The 22,002-nt window shown below is 62.3% G+C and carries 22 protein-coding genes and 1 pseudogene; 1 reads left to right on the forward strand and 22 read right to left on the reverse strand.

Going from position 1 to position 22,002, the window contains the following annotated elements:
• Positions 1-167 precede the first annotated feature (167 nt).
• From ACODNH_RS14055 to ACODNH_RS14155, 21 genes and pseudogenes are all read right to left on the reverse strand, one after another.
• Positions 168-638, reverse strand: a complete 471-nt coding sequence (locus ACODNH_RS14055; protein WP_306705167.1) for a hypothetical protein — start codon at positions 636-638, stop codon at positions 168-170.
• A 93-nt stretch (positions 639-731) separates the two neighbouring features.
• Positions 732-1,301, reverse strand: coding sequence for a hypoxanthine/guanine phosphoribosyltransferase (hpt, locus tag ACODNH_RS14060; protein ID WP_004518711.1), 570 nt, complete (start codon positions 1,299-1,301; stop codon positions 732-734).
• Between the two features lie 44 nt (positions 1,302-1,345).
• Entirely contained in the window at positions 1,346-3,250 is a 1,905-nt protein-coding gene (locus ACODNH_RS14065; RefSeq protein ID WP_434530453.1) for a hypothetical protein, read from the reverse strand.
• The gene (locus tag ACODNH_RS14070; RefSeq protein ID WP_434530454.1) at positions 3,247-3,735 is read right to left on the reverse strand and encodes a hypothetical protein; all 489 of its coding nucleotides are present in this window, start codon (positions 3,733-3,735) and stop codon (positions 3,247-3,249) included. Before ACODNH_RS14070 ends, ACODNH_RS14065 begins: the two co-directional genes overlap by 4 nt.
• 148 nt (positions 3,736-3,883) lie before the next feature.
• Positions 3,884-4,375: a type IV pilin gene (locus tag ACODNH_RS14075; protein WP_434530455.1), complete on the reverse strand. Its 492-nt coding sequence runs from the start codon at positions 4,373-4,375 to the stop codon at positions 3,884-3,886.
• A gap of 255 nt (positions 4,376-4,630) precedes the next feature.
• Positions 4,631-5,209, reverse strand: a complete 579-nt coding sequence (locus ACODNH_RS14080) for a DUF7344 domain-containing protein (protein ID WP_306705174.1) — start codon at positions 5,207-5,209, stop codon at positions 4,631-4,633.
• Between the two features lie 112 nt (positions 5,210-5,321).
• Complete coding sequence (locus tag ACODNH_RS14085) at positions 5,322-5,786, reverse strand: type IV pilin N-terminal domain-containing protein (protein ID WP_306707451.1); 465 nt, start codon at positions 5,784-5,786, stop codon at positions 5,322-5,324.
• 194 nt (positions 5,787-5,980) lie between these two features.
• Positions 5,981-7,762, reverse strand: a complete 1,782-nt coding sequence (locus ACODNH_RS14090; protein ID WP_306705176.1) for a Na(+)/H(+) antiporter subunit D — start codon at positions 7,760-7,762, stop codon at positions 5,981-5,983.
• Positions 7,762-9,453, reverse strand: coding sequence for a cation:proton antiporter (locus tag ACODNH_RS14095; protein ID WP_306705177.1), 1,692 nt, complete (start codon positions 9,451-9,453; stop codon positions 7,762-7,764). The genes ACODNH_RS14090 and ACODNH_RS14095 overlap by 1 nt, the downstream gene beginning before the upstream one ends.
• Positions 9,450-10,943 (reverse strand): monovalent cation/H+ antiporter subunit D family protein, encoded by a 1,494-nt coding sequence (locus ACODNH_RS14100; protein ID WP_306705180.1) that lies wholly within the window; start codon positions 10,941-10,943, stop codon positions 9,450-9,452. Before ACODNH_RS14100 ends, ACODNH_RS14095 begins: the two co-directional genes overlap by 4 nt.
• A pseudogene (locus ACODNH_RS14105) lies at positions 10,936-11,291 on the reverse strand (cation:proton antiporter subunit C). The gene ACODNH_RS14100 and the pseudogene ACODNH_RS14105 overlap by 8 nt, the downstream one beginning before the upstream one ends.
• Positions 11,291-11,764: a Na(+)/H(+) antiporter subunit B gene (locus tag ACODNH_RS14110; protein WP_306705184.1), complete on the reverse strand. Its 474-nt coding sequence runs from the start codon at positions 11,762-11,764 to the stop codon at positions 11,291-11,293. The pseudogene ACODNH_RS14105 and the gene ACODNH_RS14110 overlap by 1 nt, the downstream one beginning before the upstream one ends.
• Positions 11,761-12,306, reverse strand: coding sequence for a DUF4040 domain-containing protein (locus tag ACODNH_RS14115; RefSeq protein ID WP_306705186.1), 546 nt, complete (start codon positions 12,304-12,306; stop codon positions 11,761-11,763). The genes ACODNH_RS14110 and ACODNH_RS14115 overlap by 4 nt, the downstream gene beginning before the upstream one ends.
• Complete coding sequence (mnhG, locus tag ACODNH_RS14120) at positions 12,303-12,623, reverse strand: monovalent cation/H(+) antiporter subunit G (RefSeq protein ID WP_306705188.1); 321 nt, start codon at positions 12,621-12,623, stop codon at positions 12,303-12,305. The genes ACODNH_RS14115 and mnhG overlap by 4 nt, the downstream gene beginning before the upstream one ends.
• Positions 12,620-12,895: a cation:proton antiporter gene (locus tag ACODNH_RS14125; protein WP_005535719.1), complete on the reverse strand. Its 276-nt coding sequence runs from the start codon at positions 12,893-12,895 to the stop codon at positions 12,620-12,622. Before ACODNH_RS14125 ends, mnhG begins: the two co-directional genes overlap by 4 nt.
• Positions 12,888-13,931 carry a monovalent cation/H+ antiporter subunit E gene (locus ACODNH_RS14130; RefSeq protein ID WP_306707453.1) on the reverse strand — a complete coding sequence of 348 codons (1,044 nt, stop codon included), beginning with the start codon at positions 13,929-13,931 and terminating at the stop codon, positions 12,888-12,890. The genes ACODNH_RS14125 and ACODNH_RS14130 overlap by 8 nt, the downstream gene beginning before the upstream one ends.
• A 152-nt stretch (positions 13,932-14,083) precedes the next feature.
• On the reverse strand, positions 14,084-15,250 hold the full coding sequence (gene coaBC / locus ACODNH_RS14135; protein ID WP_434530456.1) for a bifunctional phosphopantothenoylcysteine decarboxylase/phosphopantothenate--cysteine ligase CoaBC: 1,167 nt from the start codon (positions 15,248-15,250) through the stop codon (positions 14,084-14,086).
• Between the two features lie 50 nt (positions 15,251-15,300).
• Positions 15,301-16,866, reverse strand: a complete 1,566-nt coding sequence (locus tag ACODNH_RS14140; RefSeq protein ID WP_306705195.1) for a DUF7519 family protein — start codon at positions 16,864-16,866, stop codon at positions 15,301-15,303.
• Positions 16,863-18,176, reverse strand: a complete 1,314-nt coding sequence (locus tag ACODNH_RS14145) for a DUF58 domain-containing protein (RefSeq protein WP_306705197.1) — start codon at positions 18,174-18,176, stop codon at positions 16,863-16,865. Before ACODNH_RS14145 ends, ACODNH_RS14140 begins: the two co-directional genes overlap by 4 nt.
• On the reverse strand, positions 18,173-18,916 hold the full coding sequence (locus tag ACODNH_RS14150) for a DUF7269 family protein (RefSeq protein WP_306705198.1): 744 nt from the start codon (positions 18,914-18,916) through the stop codon (positions 18,173-18,175). Before ACODNH_RS14150 ends, ACODNH_RS14145 begins: the two co-directional genes overlap by 4 nt.
• Positions 18,916-20,028: a DUF4129 domain-containing protein gene (locus ACODNH_RS14155; RefSeq protein ID WP_434530457.1), complete on the reverse strand. Its 1,113-nt coding sequence runs from the start codon at positions 20,026-20,028 to the stop codon at positions 18,916-18,918. The genes ACODNH_RS14150 and ACODNH_RS14155 overlap by 1 nt, the downstream gene beginning before the upstream one ends.
• 101 nt (positions 20,029-20,129) lie before the next feature.
• Between ACODNH_RS14155 and ACODNH_RS14160 the strand changes: the two genes are divergently transcribed.
• Entirely contained in the window at positions 20,130-21,188 is a 1,059-nt protein-coding gene (locus ACODNH_RS14160) for a M48 family metalloprotease (RefSeq protein ID WP_306705204.1), read from the forward strand.
• A 70-nt stretch (positions 21,189-21,258) separates the two neighbouring features.
• On the opposite strand, the gene ACODNH_RS14165 is transcribed toward ACODNH_RS14160, so the two are convergent.
• Positions 21,259-21,999, reverse strand: a complete 741-nt coding sequence (locus tag ACODNH_RS14165; RefSeq protein WP_306705206.1) for an NAD(P)/FAD-dependent oxidoreductase — start codon at positions 21,997-21,999, stop codon at positions 21,259-21,261.
• Between the last annotated feature and the right edge of the window lie 3 nt (positions 22,000-22,002).

Consider the following 22,002-nt stretch of genomic DNA (forward strand, 5'->3'; position numbering starts at 1 on the left):
TCACTCTTCCAGTGAGGCATTTCACCGTCGAACGACGCTGCATTCGACAATTATAGCTGAGAAGAATTGAACGAGAGAACACCGAGTGATAGCGAGGTGTTCGCGTTGTTCAAATCTACCTCATGGGACATTTCTCGCGTTGTAGACTGCTTTCAGCCTGTTCACCGCTATTGCTCATTGCTATGGAGGTACCCCTCTTTGGCCGCCGTCAGTATCCGGTACAGCGTGGCAACCAGCGCAACAACGAGGAACACGCCAAGGACCTGTGCAGGCGTGTTTTGCGTCTCGAATGCCCATGGGAGCGACAGCGCTACAAACCGAACGGAGACGATGAGTCCGGCGAAGGTCGTAACGGCGACCAACAGATACCGGGCAACACACTGAAATGGGCCGCCGCGGTCCATCGTCTCGAGCCCGTGTCGCTGTACCATCGCTCCTTCCAGTGCCAGCCAGAGCGCTAGCAGTGCGGCCACACCGAATCCGACGGTTCCGAGTGGGTCCGGAAGCGCGAGCTCCGTTAGCCCGCCGATAATCCTGCTCGCACCGACGAGCAACCCGAGCGTCAGCGGCCCAAGCAGTACAAGCGAACTGAACACGGCGGCGAAATCCCCTGCAAGGGATCGAATGGAGGGAGACACAGCAGCTAGTGTCGATTCAATCTTTTGTAAGCCTACTGGTAACTGCTGGTGGCCCGCTTTCAAATCGCTACGGAAACCGTATCAATAGCCGTCTTAGTCGTCGCCGTGCTCGTCGACGATGGTGACCTCGCCGTCGATGACCTGGACGTTGATCAGCGTCTTCGCGTCGTACCCCGCTTCGTCGAGCTTGTTGGTCCCGTCAGCTTTCTTGATGACACAGACGATGTCGCGGATGTCCGCGCCGATGTCTTCGAGCGCGCCCGTGAGTCCGGCCAGCGTCCCGCCGGTCGAGAGCACGTCGTCGAGGACGAGCACCTGGTCGCCCTCGTACACGTCGTTGACGTACATCTCGCTCTCGGAGTAGCCAGTCACCTGAGACAGCGACACTTCCCCGTCGAGCCCGTACTGACGCTTGCGGACGACGACAAGGGGGATATCGGTCATCAGCGAGACGGCTGTGGAAATGTGGATACCCATCGCCGCCGGTGTGACGATCTTGTCGACGTCGTCGAGCTCTGCCTTTCGAATGATCTTGATGACGATTTCGCGCAGAAGTTCTGGTCGAAGCATCGGCACCCCGTCGCTGATGGGGTGAACGAAGTAGTGATAGCCTTCCTTCTCGATAATTGGCGCCTCGAGTAGGGACTTCTTGAGTCGGTCCATGCTGGCGGTACTACAAGCCCGTACTAAAATTCTCCGTCACCGACTCAGTAGAGCGCCAGCAACTCACCGAGTGCTCGCATCATCGGGAGGAGGTGCGCATCACCCAGCGCATAGTACTCGACGATCGTCAGCAGTAGAAACACAGCCGCCACACCCGTTGCAGCCCCGAGAAGCACTGCCCCTGCCTGTCCAGCCACTCCTTTCGAGCGACCACACAGTGCCCAGATACCGAGTGGAACAGCGATCCCAAGCGCGAGCAGCGCGTGCAACTGGAACGCTTCGCCGATGCCGTTCACCGTCAGCGCGACGAACATCACGATCATTTGCCCGCCGATCAACACTGTCCCCGCAACTGTCCAGAGGAATATGCGCCAGCGGTCCGTGAAGCTCTGGCGTACCACTGGGAGCCGCACGAGCAGATACACGCCGAGTGGATAGAGCGGGAACAGATACCGGGCGGTCACCTGTGCGTGCAGTGGCAAGCGACTGTTGTACAGCAGGACGATGCCGACGAACGCCGTTATTGCGAACGCGTCTGTGACACGGTCGGCACTGAGTGTCCGGCCAGCCATCGACGATGGCAAACGCAGCCGTCGGACGACTGGGAGCGCTCCAAGCATGGCGACAAGCACTGGCGCGGATTCCAGAAGTGAGAGGTTGACGGATTCTTCGCCGGCGTTGTCCAGTGCGCTGGTCGCGCTTCCCGACCGGACGAACGCGTGATACACGTCGGCTGGCTGCTGGTGGAGCGTTTCGAGTCCCGAAACGAGTTCCCTACCGAGCAGCAACAGTGGCTGCATCCCGCTTTCGATGGTCCCGAGTAGAGGTTCCAGTAGCCTGAGCGCTCCTCCGGACTCGCCACCCCCGGAACTACCCCCGCTCCCGCCGGTACTGCTTGCAGCATCGTTACCCAGGGTACCGCCGCCGGAAACCAGTCTTGGCGGCTTAATCGGGGAGCCGGTGATGGCGATATTAGTGATAATGAACGGCAGCAGGGAAAGGGCGAAGACGAAACCGATACGAGCGAGCGTTCGTGGGCTGTTGTCCGGGGCTGTCGGGATATCGACCATCGCCAGGGTGACACAGAGCAGGAGCGCTTCCGGAGCGTGTACCCACGCATATAATCCCACCAGCGCGTAGGCGAGTGCGCGGAAGGTCTGCCGCTGCGTGATAACCGCCCCGTCCGCTGGCTTCCGGCTCCGATAGAGGCAGTACGCGATGCAGATGACCACCGTCCCGGTGATGGCGTGGCGCTTCGGTACCGACGCCCAGAAGGCCAGTGGCGTCCCGGCTGTGAGCAACACGACGCTCAGGAGCCCCAGCCGACGCGTTTGCATCCGGCTGAGGAGTCGGTAGAGAACTACCAGCGTGAACGCCGCGATGAGGAGATGGGTCAGTTGCAGCGCGTACAGATGGATTCGACCGGCATCGAGTGGCTGCGCCAGCGCCACGTTCAGCCCGAACAGTCCCAGGACGGCGGCGGTGCCGCCGTAGAGAACCCAGTCACCGTCGGTGTAGTAACTGCACTGAACCACCAGCGCTAACAGCGCGAGCGACCAGAGCGCAACCAGCGCAATGCGGAGTTCGACGATGGCGGTGAGCAGGTCAAGCATGAGCACGAGCGGCAGCGAGAGGACAATGACGCCGTAGTTGCGCGCGTACCACTGGCCGCCGTATCTGCTCGCCCCCGGCGTTTCTAGTCCGGGGCCGTAGGCAGCTTCAGTTATCGCTAGCTGTCCGTTCGAAAGGCTGTACAACCCATTTGCCAGCGTATAGGAATCGTTTATCAGGAACGCCGTCCGCCACAGCAGCCCGAACAGCACGACTGTCGCGAGAAATACGGTCAGGCCAAGTCGGTCCCCAAACAGCACCGAATACGCCGTCTCGCGGGTGTTCGACAGCGCGGGTGTTCGCTGTCGGAGACGCCCGACGAACTCCGTCGCCGTCATTCGACCACCGATATTGTGACGTTGCGCGTCGCCACCACGCCGTGGCCCGACTCGTCGCGCTTACTCACAGTCACTGTGCCGTTGTACCGCTCGCGCTCTATCTCCGCGTCGGTGAACGTGTCCGACGCCAGCGTCAGTTCGTACGTGTCACCGGTCGAGTCGCCCAGGAAGTGATTTGTCGTCCGCGAGTAGCCCAGTTCTTCGATTGTGAGTTCGTAGACGAGCGTCGGTCGTCCGGTATGATTCGCGAAGTGTATGGGGACCGGCGGCGCATCAAGGTAGTAGCTCGCCGCGCCATAGGATCCCTTCTTTAGCGTGACGTCCTCCGGCATTTCAACCGTGGAAACTGTGATATTGCCTGCTTCGAGTGCAACCGGTTCTGGTTCCGTTGTCAGTGTCACGCCGGGGACCAGTGGGCCGGAAAGCAGTGTAACGCCGAGGATTATGGCGATCACACTGGTGATAACAGCCCGCATTCTTTCCATCGTTATCAGTCACTGGGTAGGTGGAAATAAAAGTATCGTGACGGGTTCTCGTGTTTGATTCTGCAATATTACCAGTATGAGACTAGCGTCAATTCAAGCACTATCACGCCACTGCTCATCGCTTACAAAACAAAAATTGAGAGCCGGATTATGCGTCCGGACCGCTATCTTGAGCGAGCGTTGCAGAAGTGTCGCCTTCTTGAGTTTCGTAGACGACACGGATATCGTAATTAGATGAAACAGCAGCATCTATAGAGTTCCCAGCGGTTACCTCCGTTTGACCTCCCACAGCGGTGTCCCAATCGTCATCAGGATTAGTGCTGTCAATATTGGGCGTCGACCCTGACCAGGAACTTCCGTCTGCAAGATCACCACGGACAAAGAGTTCGTTACCTTGGATTGTGTCCCCGCCATCATGCGTTATCGTTAGCATTCCTTCGTTGCTACCGCTACCACTTGCAGAAGAATCATATTCAAATGAGAAACTCGCTTGCGGCGTTGCCTGCTGTGCCTGGTCACCGAGACCGAGCACGAAGGAAGCGATTACGGCGGCCAGAATGACCGTGATTGCGACCATCAGGATGACCCCGATGACCGGCGACACAGCGTCGTCGTCGTGGATGAGTTGTTTGATATCCATGGTTTATTCGACGCACACCGCGAGTGTGACCCGAGTAGGAACCCCCTATAGACCGAAGGGTTTCCTTACCGGCTCGCGGGGTGTGCTGATTCAAGCACATGGGAGGGGACCACTTATACTCACAATACGTTTTAGCCGTTCAACGTTGCCTTGAAAGCCTTCAAGGCTGGCTGTACCGCCAGAATTCGATACAGCGGCATTTCGATAGTTTAGCGGCAAACGAAACGGTACAAGCCGTGAAACAAACTGTGTGCTTCAGTCGTCGGGCTCGGCTTCCTGTGCCACATACTCGGTCAGTGTCATCTCACGACCGGCGTAGGTATGATAGCCCGCGGAGATACTGAGTACAACCGCGATCAGCGTGGCCCAGACCAGCGGCGGAATTGCCGTGAAGGGATAGACGCCAACCCAGAGGATTGTTACGATTGCTAGACTGACCGCGCCGAGCGAGAGGTAGTACTCGCGCCAGGGGAACTCGCTTCCCGGCACGATTTCGAGATAGACAGTGAGTTCTTCCGTGTGTGCAGTCTTGGAAATCGTCCCGTTCTCGTCGTCGTAGTCGATGATACCCGTCTCATCCATCCGCGGGAGATGTGACTGCTGTAACGTGGTGTACACGCGCTTCCGTTGCGCGCTCGTGACTGCGGTGTTCGGGCAGTCGTACTCCTGTGCTGCGACGTGTGATGCAAGGTCGCCGAGCTGTACCGGCCCGTCGTGTTCCCGTAGATACTGAAGCGTGTACCGACGCCGTTCGTTCTGCAGAACGTCGAATATCTCGCCTTTTGAAAGGTCATCGTCCGCAGCGGAGTCCGACCGTTCTACCTGCTTGCTCATGTCATACTCTCCAATTACCCCCACCCATCGCAGGGAATACAGCGAACATCAGGGCGTTCATCGGTTATAAACTCATGGGTTTTGGTGCCGGAAAAAACGAGATGTTGCGAGTTTATGCGCTCGGTCCGGATGCGGTAGCGAGCGTCGCGGAGTTGTCACCAGTAGCCGACTGGTAGACTAGGTTGATAGTGAAACTTTCCGTATCAACCCCGACGGTGACGCTATTACCTGCGACGACCTTACTATTACTCCCGCTGGCCTCTCCGTTCCACTGTGTGTTGTCCGAGGTTATATCCGGGGTATCGCCGTCGGAACCACTGGCGATATCGCCTCTGAGATACAAGTTACTCGCTTTAATTGAGTCACCACCGTCATGTGTGAATTCAACCCAGTCGTTTGCATCCTCGTACTCCGTACTGAAGCTAGCCTGTGGAGCCGTGTTACTGACCTGGTCGCCCAGACCGAGGACGAATGTTGCGATAACGGCTGCGAGGATGACCGTGATTGCGACCATCAGGATGACCCCGATGACCGGCGACACAGCATCGTCGTCGTTGAAGAATCGTTTGAGTTCCATTGTTGTGTCCGCACGCATCAACAGGTCTCCCTGTTATGCCGTGCTTATCGAATCGTAGCTATGGAGATATATAAGTCTGCACCTGTATTATCAGAGACTGTAATCACTTAATCTGTTAACAGCTATTCTGGGATGTTTGAACCCAACTGTGACTGATAAGGTCCACAATTATCACAAAATATGCTTTTATGACTTTATGAAAGGGCCAAGAGCGCCACTGTAACGAACACTGCGAGAATGAGGATGCTAAGTCCGATGCCGGCCCGCATCGGATGTACGAGGGTGTCGTCGTCGCGGAGCCGCGCAATCACGTCGTTCGGGGATGTAACGGTCCGTGTGACGACGCTCGTAGCCTGAACCACTGCGCGGTCAACGGCGGCGTACAGTTCGGTCACACCGACAACGAGCCCGCGGGAGCCATAGAAGACGGTGGGGTTGTACAGCGAATCGATGTCCGGGACGCGGCCGAGCTTCGAGAGGGGCTTCTTAGTCACCGCGAAGCCAATCAGCCCGAGGATGGCCAGAACCACTCCCTCGATGACGTGGGGAATAGTGTAGGTCTTGTAGACGTGGTGAACGGCAGCCTCGCTCGTAACGTCGAACGGAAGGATGGCGAACAGTGCCGTGTCGTACACACCGTAGATGACACACAGCGCAGCCACGGACACCATTGCCACGCTCTGCAAACGGTTCGCGTCCGGGACGCTGCTGTCGTACTCGCCGTGGAAGAACGCGTAGTAGCCGAACTTGATGAACGACATGAACGTGCCGACACCGCCCAGTAGCAGCAGCCACTCGAGCGTATAGAACTCACCGAGCGGGAGCGGTCCCTTGCCGAAAGTATAGTGGCTCCCGGAGATGATGATCCCCTTGCTGACGAACCCGTTGAAGCCGGGGAAGCCGGCGATAGACAGCGCAGCGACGGAGAACGCCCCCGCCGTGATCGGCATCTCTCGCCAGAGACCGCCGAGTTTCTTCAGGCTCTCCGTCCCGGTCCGATAGATAACGACACCGGCAGTCATGAACAGTAGACCCTTATAGAGAATGTGGTTGAACACGTGAGCGAACGCGCCGGCCTGTGAGAGGGCGCTCCCGATACCGACGCCAGCGACCATGTACCCGACTTGGGACTGAATGTGATACGAGAGGAGTCGCCGCATATCGTTCTGGAACAGCGCGAACAGCGCGCCGAAGACTGCCATCCCGCCGCCCATGTACGCGATGGCCTCGTGGCCGTTGGGGAATGCGCGGTACATCCCGTAAACGCCAGTCTTGGTCGTGAACACACAGAGGAAGACGCTGGCGGCGATGTGTGGACGCGGATAGGTATCGGGTAGCCACGCGTGCAGGCCGATGAAGCCAACGTTGACGCCGATACCGATCGCGGCCAGCGCAGCGGCCAGCCCGGACGTGATTCCAGCCGTTTCCGGACCGCCCGGCACTGACGCAAACAGGAACGTCTCCACCTCGACGTAGTGCCGGAGGATAGCGGCCATCAACAGCGTACCGCCCAGTCCGTGTAGCAGGGCATACCGGAACCCGGCCCGGACCGCCTTGCCGCCGTAGTGCCACACAAGCAGCGTGCTGGTAACGGCCATCAGCTCCCAGAAGAAGATGAGCGTCAGCCAGTCACCGGCGAACACAGCCCCGAAGCTGGTCGCGACGTACGAGAGAGCGTATCCGGTCTGTGTCGTGTCGGCCTCGCTGGCATAGGAATAGAGCACGGCGACCGCGGCGATGAGCCCGAAGATGATACCCATCAGTCGCGAGAACGGGTCGACGTTCAGCAGGACGGCGTCGAACCCGAGGAACTGGGTCTGGAGATGTGCGCCTTCGGGCACCATGACGGCCCACGGCACCGCCAGCGCCGGGACGAGTGCACCGACCGCGTGTCCGGCACGCCGCGGGAGCCGCGAGACGACGATTGCCAGCGCGAGCAGTACGACGACTGGCGGAACCGCTGTAAGCATCGACATTAGGCCATCACCCCCGGCAGATTACTGACGATGGTGTCAACGATTCGCAGGAAGACAGCCGTGTACGGCACTGTTCCCAGCAAAAGCGACAGCGTAGCCGCGGTGAGTATCGGCCCGAGCATGAACCACGTGCTTTCGCCGCCGCGCCAGCCGCGGTCGTCCCAGCCTCCTGCGGGCGGGCCGCCGTGGTGCTCGTGCTCCTCATCGTGTTTCCCGAGGTGGTCGACGTGCTCAGGCTCCGGCACCTCGCCCTCGTCGCTGGCGGCGTGTGTCTCGTCACTGTCACCACCGTCAGCACGCAATTCACTCCGGCCGCCGAATGGCCCCTCGATGAGTGGTTTCTCGTCGTGGCCCTCCGGCGATTCGAAGTACGCCTGGTAGACGATAGGCCAGAAGTACGCAATGTTGAGGACGCCGGAGACTAGCAACGCGGCAGCGAATACGAGCCCGCCGCTTCCGAGGTCCAGCGCGCCGATGACGAGATACCACTTGCTGACAAACCCGGCGACCAGCGGAATCCCGGCCATCCCAGCCGCAGCGACAGCAAAGGCGGCCATCGTTAGCGGCATCCGTTTCCCGATGCCGGCCATGTCGCTGATGTCGTCGGTGTGAGTTTCGACGTGGATTGCACCGGCACAGAAGAACAGGGTGAGTTTCATGAACGCGTGGGCAGGAATGTGGAGCAGGCCGCCGGTTAGAGCGCTCTCCTTGAGCAGTGCTAGCCCGAGCACGATATAGGAGAGTTGGCTTATCGTCGAATACGCCAGCCGCCGCTTGAGGTTGTCCTGTCTGAGCGCGATGACACTCGCGGTCAGCAGGGTGAAGGTCGCAATCGCAGCCAGTGGGAGGGCGACGCCGAGTTGCTCCATCGTCACAGGGCCGTACACGTCGAGGACGACTCTGGCGATGCCGAACACGCCGCTTTTGACGACTGCGACGGCGTGCAGCAGGCCCGACACCGGCGTCGGCGCGACCATGGCATCCGGAAGCCAGGAGTGCATCGGCATCAGCGCGGCCTTGACGCCGAAGCCGGCAGCAAGCAGGGCGAATGCGGCTCGTGCCAGCGTCGGGTCGGCCGTCGCGAGACCTTCGAGCCCGCCGGGAGTAAACGCGGTCGTCCCAGCGAGGACGAACACCAGAACTGTGCCACCTAGCACGGCAACCCCACCGCCGAAGGTGTATGCGAGGTACTTCCGGCCGGCGGCGCGGGCTTCGTCGGTTTCGTCGTGGGTAACGAGCGGGTATGTCGACACTGTCAGCAGTTCGTAGCAGACGAACAGTGTCAGCAGGTTCGACGCAAAGGCGACGCCGATGGCCGACGCGAGACTGGCGGCGAAGGAGGCGAAATACCTCGTCTGTGCGTGTTCGTCCAGCCCGCGCATGTAGCCGATGCTGTAGAAACTAGTGACGATCCACAGCAGGCTTGCAAGCAGGCCAAATAGGAGTCCCAGCGGGTCGACACGGAACGCTAGTTCGATCCCGGTTGCCAACTGGCCGAACGAGAAGACGTACCGCGTCCCCGAGAGGACGCCGGGGACCATGCTCGCGACGATAGCGAACTTCGCGACTGCCACCGTGATGGTCACTCCTTCCCGCACGTTCGGACGGCGTTTGAGCGAGAGAATCACGGGGATGGCCACCGCGGAGACGAGGATTGCAAACAGCGGTCGAAGTGATGTGATATCAGTCATTGGTTTAGCAGGGGTGGAAGCGTCTCTCGAAGCACCTGTTCAAGCATCGGGACGGCTGCGGTCAGCGCGACCGCGAGTGCGGCCGCGATAACGACGACAGCGATCATCCCGAACGAGATCGCCTGTCCGCTCCCGTCTGTCACGGGAGCCTCGTCATGCTCCGTGTGGATGGTTGCCTCGGCGAAGTATAGCCGCTCGACGAGGCGGGCGAAGTACGCAAGGGTCAGCAGGGTACTCGCGAGCAACACAGCCACGACGGGCCAGTTCTCGGCATTGACCGCGCCGAGGACGATGTACCACTTGCCGACGAAGCCGACCGCCGGTGGAACACCGACCATCGCCAGCGAGAGCACGGCAAAGGCAAACGCCGAGATCGGGACGCGGCTCCCCATCCCAGCGTAGCCGCTCACAGTTGTTGCACCCGTCTTGCGCTCGATAACGCCCGTCGCAGCGAATAGCCCGCCCTTCATCACTGCGTGGCCAAGCAGGTGGACGGTCGCGCCGATGACGGCCAGCGGGGTTGCAATGGCGAATCCGGCGATGACGAGGCCGAACTGTGACACTGAGGAGTAGGCTAGCATCCGCTGGACGCTGTCCTGTGAGACGGCGAGCGCACTTCCCGCGATGATACTCACGCACGCCAGACCGACCAGCGCCCAGCGCGCGACAGGTACTGCTGTCAGGAACTCCACGGTGAACACAGAAAACAGCAGGCGGGCGAGCGCGTACGCCGAAACCGTCGAGACAAGCGCTGAAATGAACGCGCTCACCGTATCCGGGGCGTTCGCGTAGGCGTCGGGCTGCCAGGTGTGCAAGGGGAACAGAGCGACTTTCACCGTCAGCCCGCCGACCATCAGGCCGAACGCGGTCAGGACGAGCGTCGAGTCGTAGGCCGCCATCTCCCCGAGTTTGGTCGCCAGGTCGGCCATGTTGAGCGTGCCCGTCGCCGCAAGCAGGTAGCCGATGCCGAGCAGGTACAGCGAGGCCCCGACGGTCCCGATGATGAGGTACTTCAGCGCCGCGACGGCGGCGCTTGCGTCCCGGCCACTCGCTACGAGGCCGTACGCTGCAAGCCCCGTGATTTCAAGGAACACGTAGAGATTGAACACGTCGCCAGTGATCGTCATCCCCGTCAGGCCGGCGACCAGCAGCAGGTACAGGCCGTAGAAGGGACCCGAGTGCGGGCCGGCTTGGCGAGAATACGCAAGCACGCCCAGTGACACGACGGCCACGAGCAGCGCAACGGCCCCGGAGAGCCCGTCGACGACGAGTTCGATACCGTACGGGGCGGCGAAACCACCGACCGCGTAGGAAACAGTCCCATTTGTGCCGACGGTCCACGCGAGCAGTCCGGCCAGGCCGGCCTGCCCGATGAGTGTCACCGTCGCGACGGGCCACCCGGCCCGGTCGCTGACGAGACTTGCGGCCAGCGGTATTGCACCGCCGATAATCGGCAGGACGACCAACAATACAGGGAGGTGTTCAATCATAGTAGAGCTGTTTGAGTTTGTCTTCGTCCAGCGTGCCGTACTCGGTGTAGATGCGGATGATCAGCGCCAGCGCCACGGCGGTCAGGCTCACCCCGACGACGATAGCGGTCAGGATGAGGACGTGTGGCAGCGGGCTGACGTAGGGGCCGCCACCCTCCTTGATTATCGGGGGGTTCCCCCGGCCCGGAACGCGAGCGTGATGAAAAACAGGAAGATGCCAGTCTGGAAGATATTCATCCCGATGACTTTCTTTACGAGGTTCCGGGACTCGATGAGCATATACAGGCCAATACCCAGCAGGAGCATCACCGCGAAGTAGTTGTAGTGTGAGTTCAGCAGTTCAAACATTAGCTCTCATCCTCCGGTGCGTCGACAGCGTGGCCGAACCCCGCTGCGAGCAGGAAAAAGAGGCCGATGGCAACACTGGCGACGATGCCACCGATGGCCAGTTCGACGAGCTCGATAGCGTAGGCGACCACATGCGAGATGTACTGTTCGTACAGGTGATACTCGAGGAAGTTCCCGCCCAGAACTATCGTTCCCAGCCCGATGGCTGCGAACGTCAGCACGCCGCCGGATGCGAGCGTGGCGACGACACGGACATCGAGCCACTCGCGCGCGGCATCAATCCCGTAGGCGAAGGCAAGCATCATCACGACTGAGCCGGCGATGACCCCGCCCTGGAATCCACCGCCCGGAGAGTCTGCCCCGTGGAACATCACGAACAGGGCGAAGGTGAGGACGAACGGCGCGACAACCCGCACCGTCGTCATGATGATGGTGCTCTCGACGTACAGTCCAGTTCGCTCGTTACTACTCATGCGAAGACCTCCTGTCTGAGGACGGTCAGCGCCGCGACGCCGGCCGAGAAGACCACGACAGCCTCACCCAGCGTGTCGAATCCACGGTAGGCCGCGAGCACCGCCGTCACTGCATTGTGGACTTCCGTGTCCGCGTACGCGTTGTCGATGTAGTGCTGCGTTATCTCGCCGCTGACGACGGGGTTTGCCGCCCCCTCCGCCCCAACAGCAGGCAGCGACGGAACGGTCGCAATCATGACGACGACGAACGCGCCGACCAGCACGACGGTCCGGACGCTGATCGACTCGAACAGGCCGTTTTCCTGTGGCCGAACGGTGTTTGCCAGCGCCAGAATGAACAGTATCGTCATGATGCCGGCCCCGACAGCCGCTTCGGTCAGCCCCACGTCGGGGGCTTCGAGCATCACCCAGATGATGGAGATGCCGAGGCTGTAGGCGGCAAACGCCATGAGCGACGCCAGCACGTCACGGAGTACGGCCGCGCCGATAGCACAGCCCAGCACAAACACCAGCAACACTCCTTCGATGAGCGAGAGCGTCATGACTCGCCCTCCTCATCGCCGGCAGTCCACGGCTCGATACCCTGGTCTTGTGCTGCCCGGGCGATGGCGTGGGCGGCGGTTGGGTTCGTCAGAAACATGAACGTCAGCAGGAAGACGGCTTTGATTGTCGCGAGGTCGGTCTGAATCGCGAGTGCAGCGGCAGCGATACCGAGAACAGCTCCCAGCGTATCGCTTTTCGACGCTGCGTGAGCGCGCGTATACACGTCGGGAAGTCGGACAATGCCGATCGAGGCGACGCCAGCAAAGAAGGCACCGACCAGTGCGAGTACGACAATGGCCCACTCCGTTGGCGTCATAGCACACCCCCGTGCTCGACGTTGAACTTCGAGAACGCTATCGAGAGCAGGAAGTTCAGCAGGGCGTACACGAGCGCGATGTCCAGGAACAGCGGCTTATCGAGCGCACCGGAGACGAGCGCGATAGCGATGACAGTGTTCGTCCCCATCACGTTGACCGCGATGACCCTGTCGTGGTCCGTCGGTCCGGCGAACACGCGGTACAGCGATACGATAGCGAACAGGACGAACGCGCTAGCGATTGCCAGCAGCGCCGCTTCGAACTCAATCATCGTCGGCCACCTCCGGGTCGCCGATGTCGCTCTCGATTGTGCCATCGTCGTCCCCCTGCCCCCGTTCGCGCGGCGAAGGGATCGCCGCGGCCTCCCGGCCGTAGAAGACGAACCGGACGGCCCGTTCGAGGCCACCGTCCAACAGGTCCTCGCGCGCACTACCGGTGAGTGAATGGATATCGAACGCCCGCTCGGAGACGCTGACGGTGAGCGTCCCGGGCGTCAGCGTGATGCTGTTTGCCAGCGTCGTCACCGCGCCGTCACCCCAGATGGCGGCCTCCAGTTCGACCATCTGCGGGTCGATAGGCAGTGACGGGTGCAAGACGACGTACGCGATTTCGAGGTTGGCGATGGCGATTTCCTTGAGCAGATACGGGACGTAAATCGCGAACCGAGCGAGCTGTCTCGGAATCCGAGTCAGCGACGGCTGGCGACTGAACGCGATTGGCGCAAGCAACGCCGTGACGATCGTCGCCGTTATCGCGCCAGTGAGGAAATCCAGCGGCTTGTACGAACTCAACAGCAGATAAAACAGGTACGACGCCCCGAAAATGCTGAGATACTTCTGGAGCGTCGCGGCGCGAGCGAGCGCGGTCGACCGTGCCGGCCGCTCGACAGGCGCGGTCTCGACCTCGATATCGCCCCGGACGAGTTCGACTTCGAGCGGCCGAAGCATCGGCGTCGTGCCGCCCGGGTTGAACTCCGGATCGAGGACGACTCGTTCGATGCTGTGTTCATCGGCGTAGGCCAGTATCACGTCGGCGTAATCGCCGGGACTGAACAGGTAGCGGTCGGCACCGATGACGCCCAGTTCAACCTCAAGGTTCGACGGTGGGGAAGTACCCATATCTTCGTCGAGCCAGACCTCAATGCGGTCGAGGAGGTCCTTGGCCCGGCCGAGTTCTGTCTGTGCGTCGGGGTCAACGGCGCGTGTGCTTGCGACGGCGACGAGGTGCAGCGATATCTGTTGCTGTCCCTCTCTGGCCGCCGATTCGGCCTGTTCAACGGCGTAGGCGACGGTGTTCCGGACCGTCACCGAATCGGCTACTGGCACGAGCAGGCGACGGGGTGGTGGTACAGTCACAGTATCTGTTTAGAAACTCCGAATAGGCGGTTCGTCGGGCAGTACTGTCGTTATCGGACCGGAGCAACGGAACACGCAAAACTATTTCGTAATCGGATACGCGCTCAGTCACGACTGGACAGATGGTCACCGAGCTCAGCGGCGACACGAGCGCCCAGCCCCTGTTTTTCCCCGACGTACTCTGTGGCCGCGTCTGCGCCGACAAGCAGGGCGCGCGTCTCGTCGTCGCCCATCACGCTCGCGTCGTTGGCGACCACGAAGGCTAGCCCGGTCCGCTCGCGTATCTCGCGGGCGCGCTCGACTAACGTCTCGTCGTCGCCTTCGGTTTCGACTTTGAACCCGACGATAGGGAGGTCCGGGTGGTCCGCCCGAACGGTGTCGATGAGCTTCGGCGTCGGTTCGAGTGTCAGCGCCAGTTCCGCCCGTCCGCTCTTGATCTTCTCCGGAGCCTGCTCGACGGTGTAATCTGAGATGGCGGCCGCTGAGACCAGCGCATCGGCCGAGTCGGCGACCCGACGGGTGGCCTCTGTCATCTCCGCGGCTGATTCGACCTGCTCGACAGTGGCGTACGGCACGTCTTCCCCGTCGTGGACCAGCGTCACGTCGGCCCCGCGGACGTAACAGGCCCGCGCGACCGCCCGGCCAGTCCGTCCCGAGGAGCGATTTGAGAGCGTCCGCACGGGGTCGACTGATTCCGTGGTCGCGCCAGCAGTCACGACGACGTGTTCGTCCGCCAGCGGTCGGTCGCCCGCGGCCCGTGCAGTCGCTGTGACGATGGCTTCCTCAGTTGCGATCTTGGCTTTCCCCTCCTCGATTCGCGGATCAACGAACTCGACGCCCCAGGACTCGACGCGGTCGATAGCGTCCAGCACGCCGGGGTGGTCATACATCGGTTCGTGCATCGCCGGCGCGACGACGACAGGCACGTCAGCACCGAGGGCAGTCGTCACACACGTCGTCACCGGCGTGTCGTCGATTGCCGCTGCGACCTTGCCGACGGTGTTTGCCGTTGCCGGTGCGAGCAAGAGCACGTCCCCCCAGCCCGAGCGCCCGCAGAGGTCGACGTGCTCGACACTGCCTGTGATTTCGGTAACTACCTCATTGTCCGTTGCGAACTCAAGTGCCCACGGGTGGATGATGCCGGTCGCGCTGTCGGTCATCACGGCTCGGACGGACGCCCCCTGTCGTCGGAGTTCGTGTGCGAGTTCCACCGTCTTGACGGCCGCGATAGACCCCGAAATCCCCAGAACGACGTTGACTCCGGTCAGCATACCCGCCGGTTCGCGGTCCGTGGGTAAAAGCCCCTGTCTCTCCGGCGGCGTTAGTCGCTATCGTCGGCTGTCCGCTCACTCCGTCTACTGCCCGTGTCACTGCTGGTATGTGGTGCCCCGTCGTGTGCGTTCAGTGCTAGGGCGAACGCGGCTATTGCCAGCAGAACCAGTCCAAGCGCGAGTACTGAACTGAATGAGAGCCCGGCCGACGTGGTCGGAATCGCGACCGGAATAAGCGCGTATCGAACGAACAGCACGAGGAGGATAGCCCCGGCGAGGACGGCCGCAGTTCCGGTGACATGGACGAACTCGCTATCCGTCGTTTTGGCGTCCCGGCCCAGCTGTTGCCCGATACTGCTGGCGTGCGCGCCGGCATCCCAGACCAGTAGCGCCGCCGCGCACCCGACGAGGACGAGTATCGGTGCGAGTCCGCGCTCAGCCCCGACCAAGGTCATGACAAACAGGAGCCCGCTTCCGGCCGCGAACCCTGCCACCTGCCGGGACAGCACCTCCGCGCCGACTAGTTCGGTCAGCAGCGCAACGAGCCCGCGGAGGACGACGACCGAAATCAAGACGCCTATGAGCAATACGGTAGCCGAGCCGTAATGGCCGCCCCCGGTGAATGTGGGCGCTACTCGCCGGGTCACGCCGGCGGCAGTAAGGATCAGCCCGCCCAGCAGCAGTCCCACAGAGGCCACGATACTGCCAGTCTGCCGTGCCAGTGACCGTCCGGGATCGTCCCCAAGCCACTGTAGCAGCCACTGGCGGAGCCGTTCGACGATGAGGATAGCCAGTAACGCAATGCTCCCGGCCGCAAGGGGGAGATGGAGCGGGCCACTGAAGGCGACCCGAAGAGCCGACCCGAGCACCGGGAGGCTGTTGAGGAAGCGGTCGAACAGTTGCTGTGCCGTCGGAACAAACGCCACGAGCAACTGCAGGCCAATGGCGGCCTTGAACGGTGTGTTGATGTCACACCAACTCGTCCCCAGCAGTTCCAGCCGCCCGAGCGCCCGGTCAGTCGTCGTCGTGGGTTCTGGAATCCACGACTCCAGCGTCTTTGTGGCTCGGTCCAGCAACAGCAGGGCAAGGAGGACCCCGACCTGTAGCGTCACGAAGCCCACGAGCGGATGGAGCGAGAAGCCGACGACGACACGGACGAGTACCCAGGGCAACCTGATGGCAGCGGCAACGGCACAGACGATTGTGATGATGATGCCGACGACCAGTACCACGAAACTCTCATTGAGCATCGCCGAGAGTTCATTCGTCGCATCGGCCGGTGGCACCAGCCCACTACTCGCGTCGATGACAACAAGTGTGGCAGCCAGCGGGAACCCGAGCGCCACAATGAGCGACCAGTAGTCAGTCGCCACTAGCACGGTCCCACAGAACACGCCCGCGCCGATAACGATAGCAAGGCTGCCGCCGGCGATGCGTTCGTGAGTATCGCTGCGGAGCGCCCAGACCCCGGCCGCGATACAGAGCCCGCCGACGAAGCCGGCCAGCACCGGTATTGGGTCCACGACAGCGAGGCCAAGGACGAGTGAGACAAGCACCGCGACCGTTCCAGCCAGTGCTGCGCTCGATGCCGCCGGTCGGCTGTCGAGTTCCGTCATGCCCACCGCTCCGTTGCGCGAATGAGGGCCTTAGCAAGCGGTTCCGTAGGCGTCCAGTCGACGACTCGAACTGTCCCTCGCAGGGTGTCGAGGCGGGCCGTCCGGTCGATTTGCTCGACGGTACGTCCCGGGCTGTCACCGGTCGTCATATCTGGGCTGACGACCGTGACCGCGTGTCCGTACGCGGCGAGCCGTTTCGCCGCATCGGCTGCCCGGTCATCGAGCAGGGGCGTACAGAACACGACCTGTGACTCGCTCGGTATCGATCGGTCGAGCGTCGCCACCGCGTCGCCGCCGTCGGCGATGCCGTACCGATCTGCCATCTTGGTCGGCGACTGCATTCGCCGGCTTCGGGTGCTGGTGTCGAGCAGCGATGAACCACGGGTCCCTGACGACCCACTCACAACCTCTCTCAGGAACGCCTCCAATCGCTGTTCCTGTGCCCGGTTGGCCGACGGCTGTAGCGTCTCGCAACTGTCGTAGACGGCGGCACCCACGCGGTTGTCCATCCCCAGAAGCGCCGACCCGACCTGCTGGGCCGCGTAGGCACAGAACTGGACCGCTGTGGGCGCGTTTACCTCGCCCGCAATGGAGTGTCGGGAATCTACCAGCGTGATGACGGTGGCCGCTCGCGTCTCCTTGAACTCGACTGTTGCAAGCTCGTTTGTCTTCGCGAGGCGGTTCCAGTCGACGCGACTCATCGGGTCCGAGGACTGGTGCTCGCGGATAGCGTAGAAAGCGAGCCCGTTCCCGCCGGCATCCGTCGGGACACGCCCGGACTGTGCCAATGTCTGGCCCGAGAGTGGGACAGTGTCAACACTGGCACTGCACGAGAGCGTCGTCTCGACGCTGACTTGCTCGGCGAATTCGACGGTCCCGGTTAGGTTTCGGCAGACGATTGCCACGTCGGTGAAGGCGTGGTCACCGCGCCGGGCTTCGACGGTGTAGGTGACCGAATCCGATGCCCCGGCTTCAAGATGGGTTCCAAACCGCGGGGTGCCGTCGATGACTTCCAGCCGCTCCGGAACGCCGTCGAGGACGCGAACGTCGGGTAACGTCGCGTCCCCGTCGTTCGTGAGCGTCAGCGTCACTGTCACCTCTGCGCCGGGGAGCGGGTCGGTCGGTTCGACGTGGCGCTCGACCGTGAGCGTCGGCTCTGGGTCACCGATGGCCGCCTGATAGGCTGCGTACACCAGCGCCACCGCTGCGACCATGAAAACCGCCGGGTTCCCGGTGACAATACCGGCCCCGCCGGCCACTAGCGCGGCCGAGACGCCGACGTTGCGCTGTGTGGTCTCGCGTGTTCTCACGCGTGCTCACCCCGCTGGAGGCGGCGTATCTCGGCCGTCGCCGCCTCGACCTTTCGGTCGAACCCTTCGCCGCTGGCCCAGTCCCGTAGCTGCATCTCGATTGGCGGGTCGGGCGCGTCCGGGCCGCCAAGGAAGGTGGCTGCCCGGCGGTTGTCTGTCCACGAACCAGTTCGGACTTCCCGGGCCGCCGCCTCCACCGACAGATCTGCTGTTTCGACCAGCATCTGTCGCGCGGCCTCACGGAGCCTGTTCCTGATTTCCGACGCATAGCTCGCTTCGAGGCCGTTGTATGGGTCGACGCGCCCGTCGATTTTTCTGAGCAACTCGTCGATATCGTCACCGACTATATCGTCGGATTCTGTCTGGGTTGCTTCCGGTTCTAGCAGTTCATCGAGCAGTTCCGTCGACTTGTCGCCTGTCTCGTCGTCATGATACGGGTCACGCGGCTGACGCCCCTTTACCGGCGGCAGAGCGGAGTCCTGTGTCCGAACGACAGAATACAGGCCGAAAAGGCCGACAACGGCGGCGCTGACGCTTGCAACAAGCTGTAGTTGCTTGGCCGTTCTGCTCCCGACATCCGGAAGGACCGAGGGGAAAGTAACGACGAACACTGCCCCGGCAAGCGCGGCGAGTCCCAGCAGGGTGTACCGAACGAACCTGCGCCCCGGTGTTGGGCGGTCGACACTGACATCGATGGTTGCGCTGGCAGTTTCTCCCTGTCGTGACTCTGCGTCAGTCATCAGTCGTCACCCCCGTTGAGGAGCTGTCTGAGGGCGGTCCGAGCCGATTCGACTCGGTCACCGGTCGCCGGTCTCCCGCCGTATTCGACCTCCCGAAAGCGGACAGTTAGCCGGCGCACGGGCTCGGCCGGGAGCCCGCTGTCGATAGCCCGGCGAGCGTACTCCCCGGGCGTCGCCGTCTCGGGGTCTGACACTGACACGCGGTCAGCTAGCAGCGCCCAGGCCTCTTGCACCGATAATGAATCGATGTCCGGCCCGTCGTCTGCCTCGGCTGTCGATTCGGCGGCCGCTGACCCGCTGGCCTTCGAATCTGATGAGCCAAACAGCGACGGGCTGTCGACACCACTCCGAACGGAGGTAAGGAAGCCGCCAGTCCCGCCGAAGCCGCTGAGGGCTTTGAACGGCGCGACTGAGAGCGATCCGAGCGCACTCGGCAGGCCGGCGACGCCCCGCAGTGACATTGTGCCGACCGATCCGACTCCTGTCGCCAATCCGGTCAGGATACCGCCTGAGACGGCACTGATACCGGCCCCGACTCGTGAGAGCGCCGACGACCCCGAGAGCAACGCGGCGGTTGTTACCTGCGGAATCCGGCCGATGGTCCGCCCGATCGTCCCGTTCGAAATCGCCGAGACGACCGTCCCGACCAGCTCATCCAGAATCGGGTGCAGTTGGAGTCCAGCGTCTGTTGACCCATCACTCTCCGCGTTCGATGCGGCCCGGATGACACCGACTGCGACAACGCCGAACCCGCCGATCAGCGCCAGCCCGAACAGTTTCACCAGAATAGGGGACCCACTATCTTCGCCGTCGCCGGCTGCCGGCGTTTCTGTCGCCGTCTCTGTCGGTGTTGGCGTCGCTGTCGCCGCCGGCTCATCGCTCGTTACCCGTGGTGTCGTCTCTACCCCATCGCTTGTCGCTACCGGCGTCGACCCACCGTCGATTTCGTCGGGCGCTGTTCCGTCGGGTGTGGCTGGCCCGCTCGCTCGGCTGTCGAGGGGGCCGCTCGACTCGAACTTGACGCCGATTGCGCCGGGAAACAGCGCCGTGCCGAACAGCACAGCGACTGCACAGAGGAGGGCGAGGGCGGCACGCACCAGCTTTGTTGACACTACGGCACCGTTTCCGGCGGTAGAGTAAATATTTTCCCTCACTACCGGACTGTCCGAGCAGAAAACCTTTCATTCGCTGTGGGTATAGCAGAACTACCGCTATGCGGACACTGACCCGCCGTATGCTGTGGACCCTCCTGCTCCTCCTCGCCGTCGACATCGCTGTGGTCGCGACCGCAGCGGTGCTCCTGACGCCCTGGCTTGCGCCGGTGCGGGATGTTGTCGCGTCTCACCTCCCGTTCGGTGGAGCATCGGCACGTATCGCCTGGTGGGTGGCCGTTCTTGCCCCCGCCCTCGTGGCGTTTGTCTGGGCACAGCTCCGGTACACCAGCGCCCAGACGATGGCCGAGGTTGACGCTCGTATCGTCGGTCCCGAGGAGTACCCCGAACTCTACGAACGAGTCCAGCGGCTCGCACAACTGGCTGACCTCACGCCACCACGGATTGCCGTCACGGATACCGACGTACCGAACAGCTTCGCTATCGGGACGCTTGGCGGCGCGACGGTGGTTGTCAGCGAGGGGCTCCTCTCAACGCTCGACGGCGACGAACTTGACGCCGTACTGGCCCACGAACTCATGCACGTCGCCAACCGCGACGCGACTGTCATGACGCTGGCCAGCTTCCTTCCGTCGCTGACCAACGGGGAGTATGACCCGCTTGCAGACCTGCTCCCGGGCGGAAGCCGATACGCGCTCGGACTGGTCGCGCTTGGTTTCGCGTACGTGTTCAGCGCCCGGGTGCTTGCAGCCCCTTTCGGAAGCCTCTCGTTCACGCTGGGGTTCCTGTTTCTGTTTGCGGTGACTGTCCTGCTGGGTAGCGTCGCGCTGGGTGTGTTTACTGCCCCCGTTGTCGTCCTCGGGCGGTCGCTCTCACGCGCTCGGGAGTTTGCCGCTGACCGGAGCGCGGCCCAGTTGACCGGAGACCCTGCCGCGCTCGTCGAGGCGTTAGAGACACTCGACGGCGGGGGCCACGGTCGTCCGGGAACAGACAAACGCTCCGCGTACGCGGGCGTCCGTGGACTGTGCTTCCTTCCTTACGGGTTCGATACAGAGGCGTCGAGCGATTCGCTGTCTATCGAAACGCGGTCCCATCCACCGACAGCCGAGCGGATCGAGCGACTGCAGTCAGTCGCACGCTCGCTCGAAACCGGGCCATAGCGACTGCTCTAAGCCGTTTCGGCATCGACCGCCGTACGGTCGACCCGGGAAACTGTTACAGCAATCCCTATCAGTCTGAATCCTGATCGACGCTCGGATGCATCGTCGGCTCGCCCGGCATCGGCTCTTCGAAGTACCGCCGCATGACCTCAAGCGATTCTTGTTCGCGTTTCTTGCGCTCCGCCTCGTCGATTTCCTCACAGCCCGGCGGAACCGGGCGGTCCCGATCGGTGAAATACCCCTCTGGCGCGGTCCAGTCGTGATAGAAGTCGATGTCGGCGTCTTCGAGCAGCGTGAGCCCGACCTGTGCGCCGTGGCCCGCAGCGACGATAGTCTGGTGGTGCTGCTCGGCCAGGCGGCCGGCCGCGTACAGCCCTTCGACGTCGGTCCGACCCTGTTCGTCGGTCGAGATGAACTGTTTCGACCCCCGGTCGATGAACGATAGATCCAGCCCCTCCAGATACGACGGGTCCGACCAGGACGCGGCGATGAGGTACGTCGCGTCATACGACTCATCATCAGCACAGGCTACCTCGAAGCCCTCCTCAGTTTCCGTCACCTGTTCGGCCTCGCCGTCGATGAACCAGACGCCGGCGCGCCGCGCCTGTGCCCGCATGAGTTCGAGCAGGAGCCGGGGGTTGATTCCCGCTGGAAATCCGGGGTAGTTTTCGAGATGTGCGTTGCGGTTTAGTATCGACTCACCGGTCGAGATGATGCGTGTCGACAGGTCGGCCCGAGCGGTGTAGATCGCCGCCGACAGTCCGGCGACGCCGCCGCCCACGATAATGACTTCTTCGCGGTCGGTTGGCATGGA

Origin of the sequence: Haloarcula sp. NS06 (assembly GCF_051122755.1) — an archaeon.
In the GTDB taxonomy this organism is placed as follows: Archaea; Halobacteriota; Halobacteria; order Halobacteriales; family Haloarculaceae; genus Haloarcula.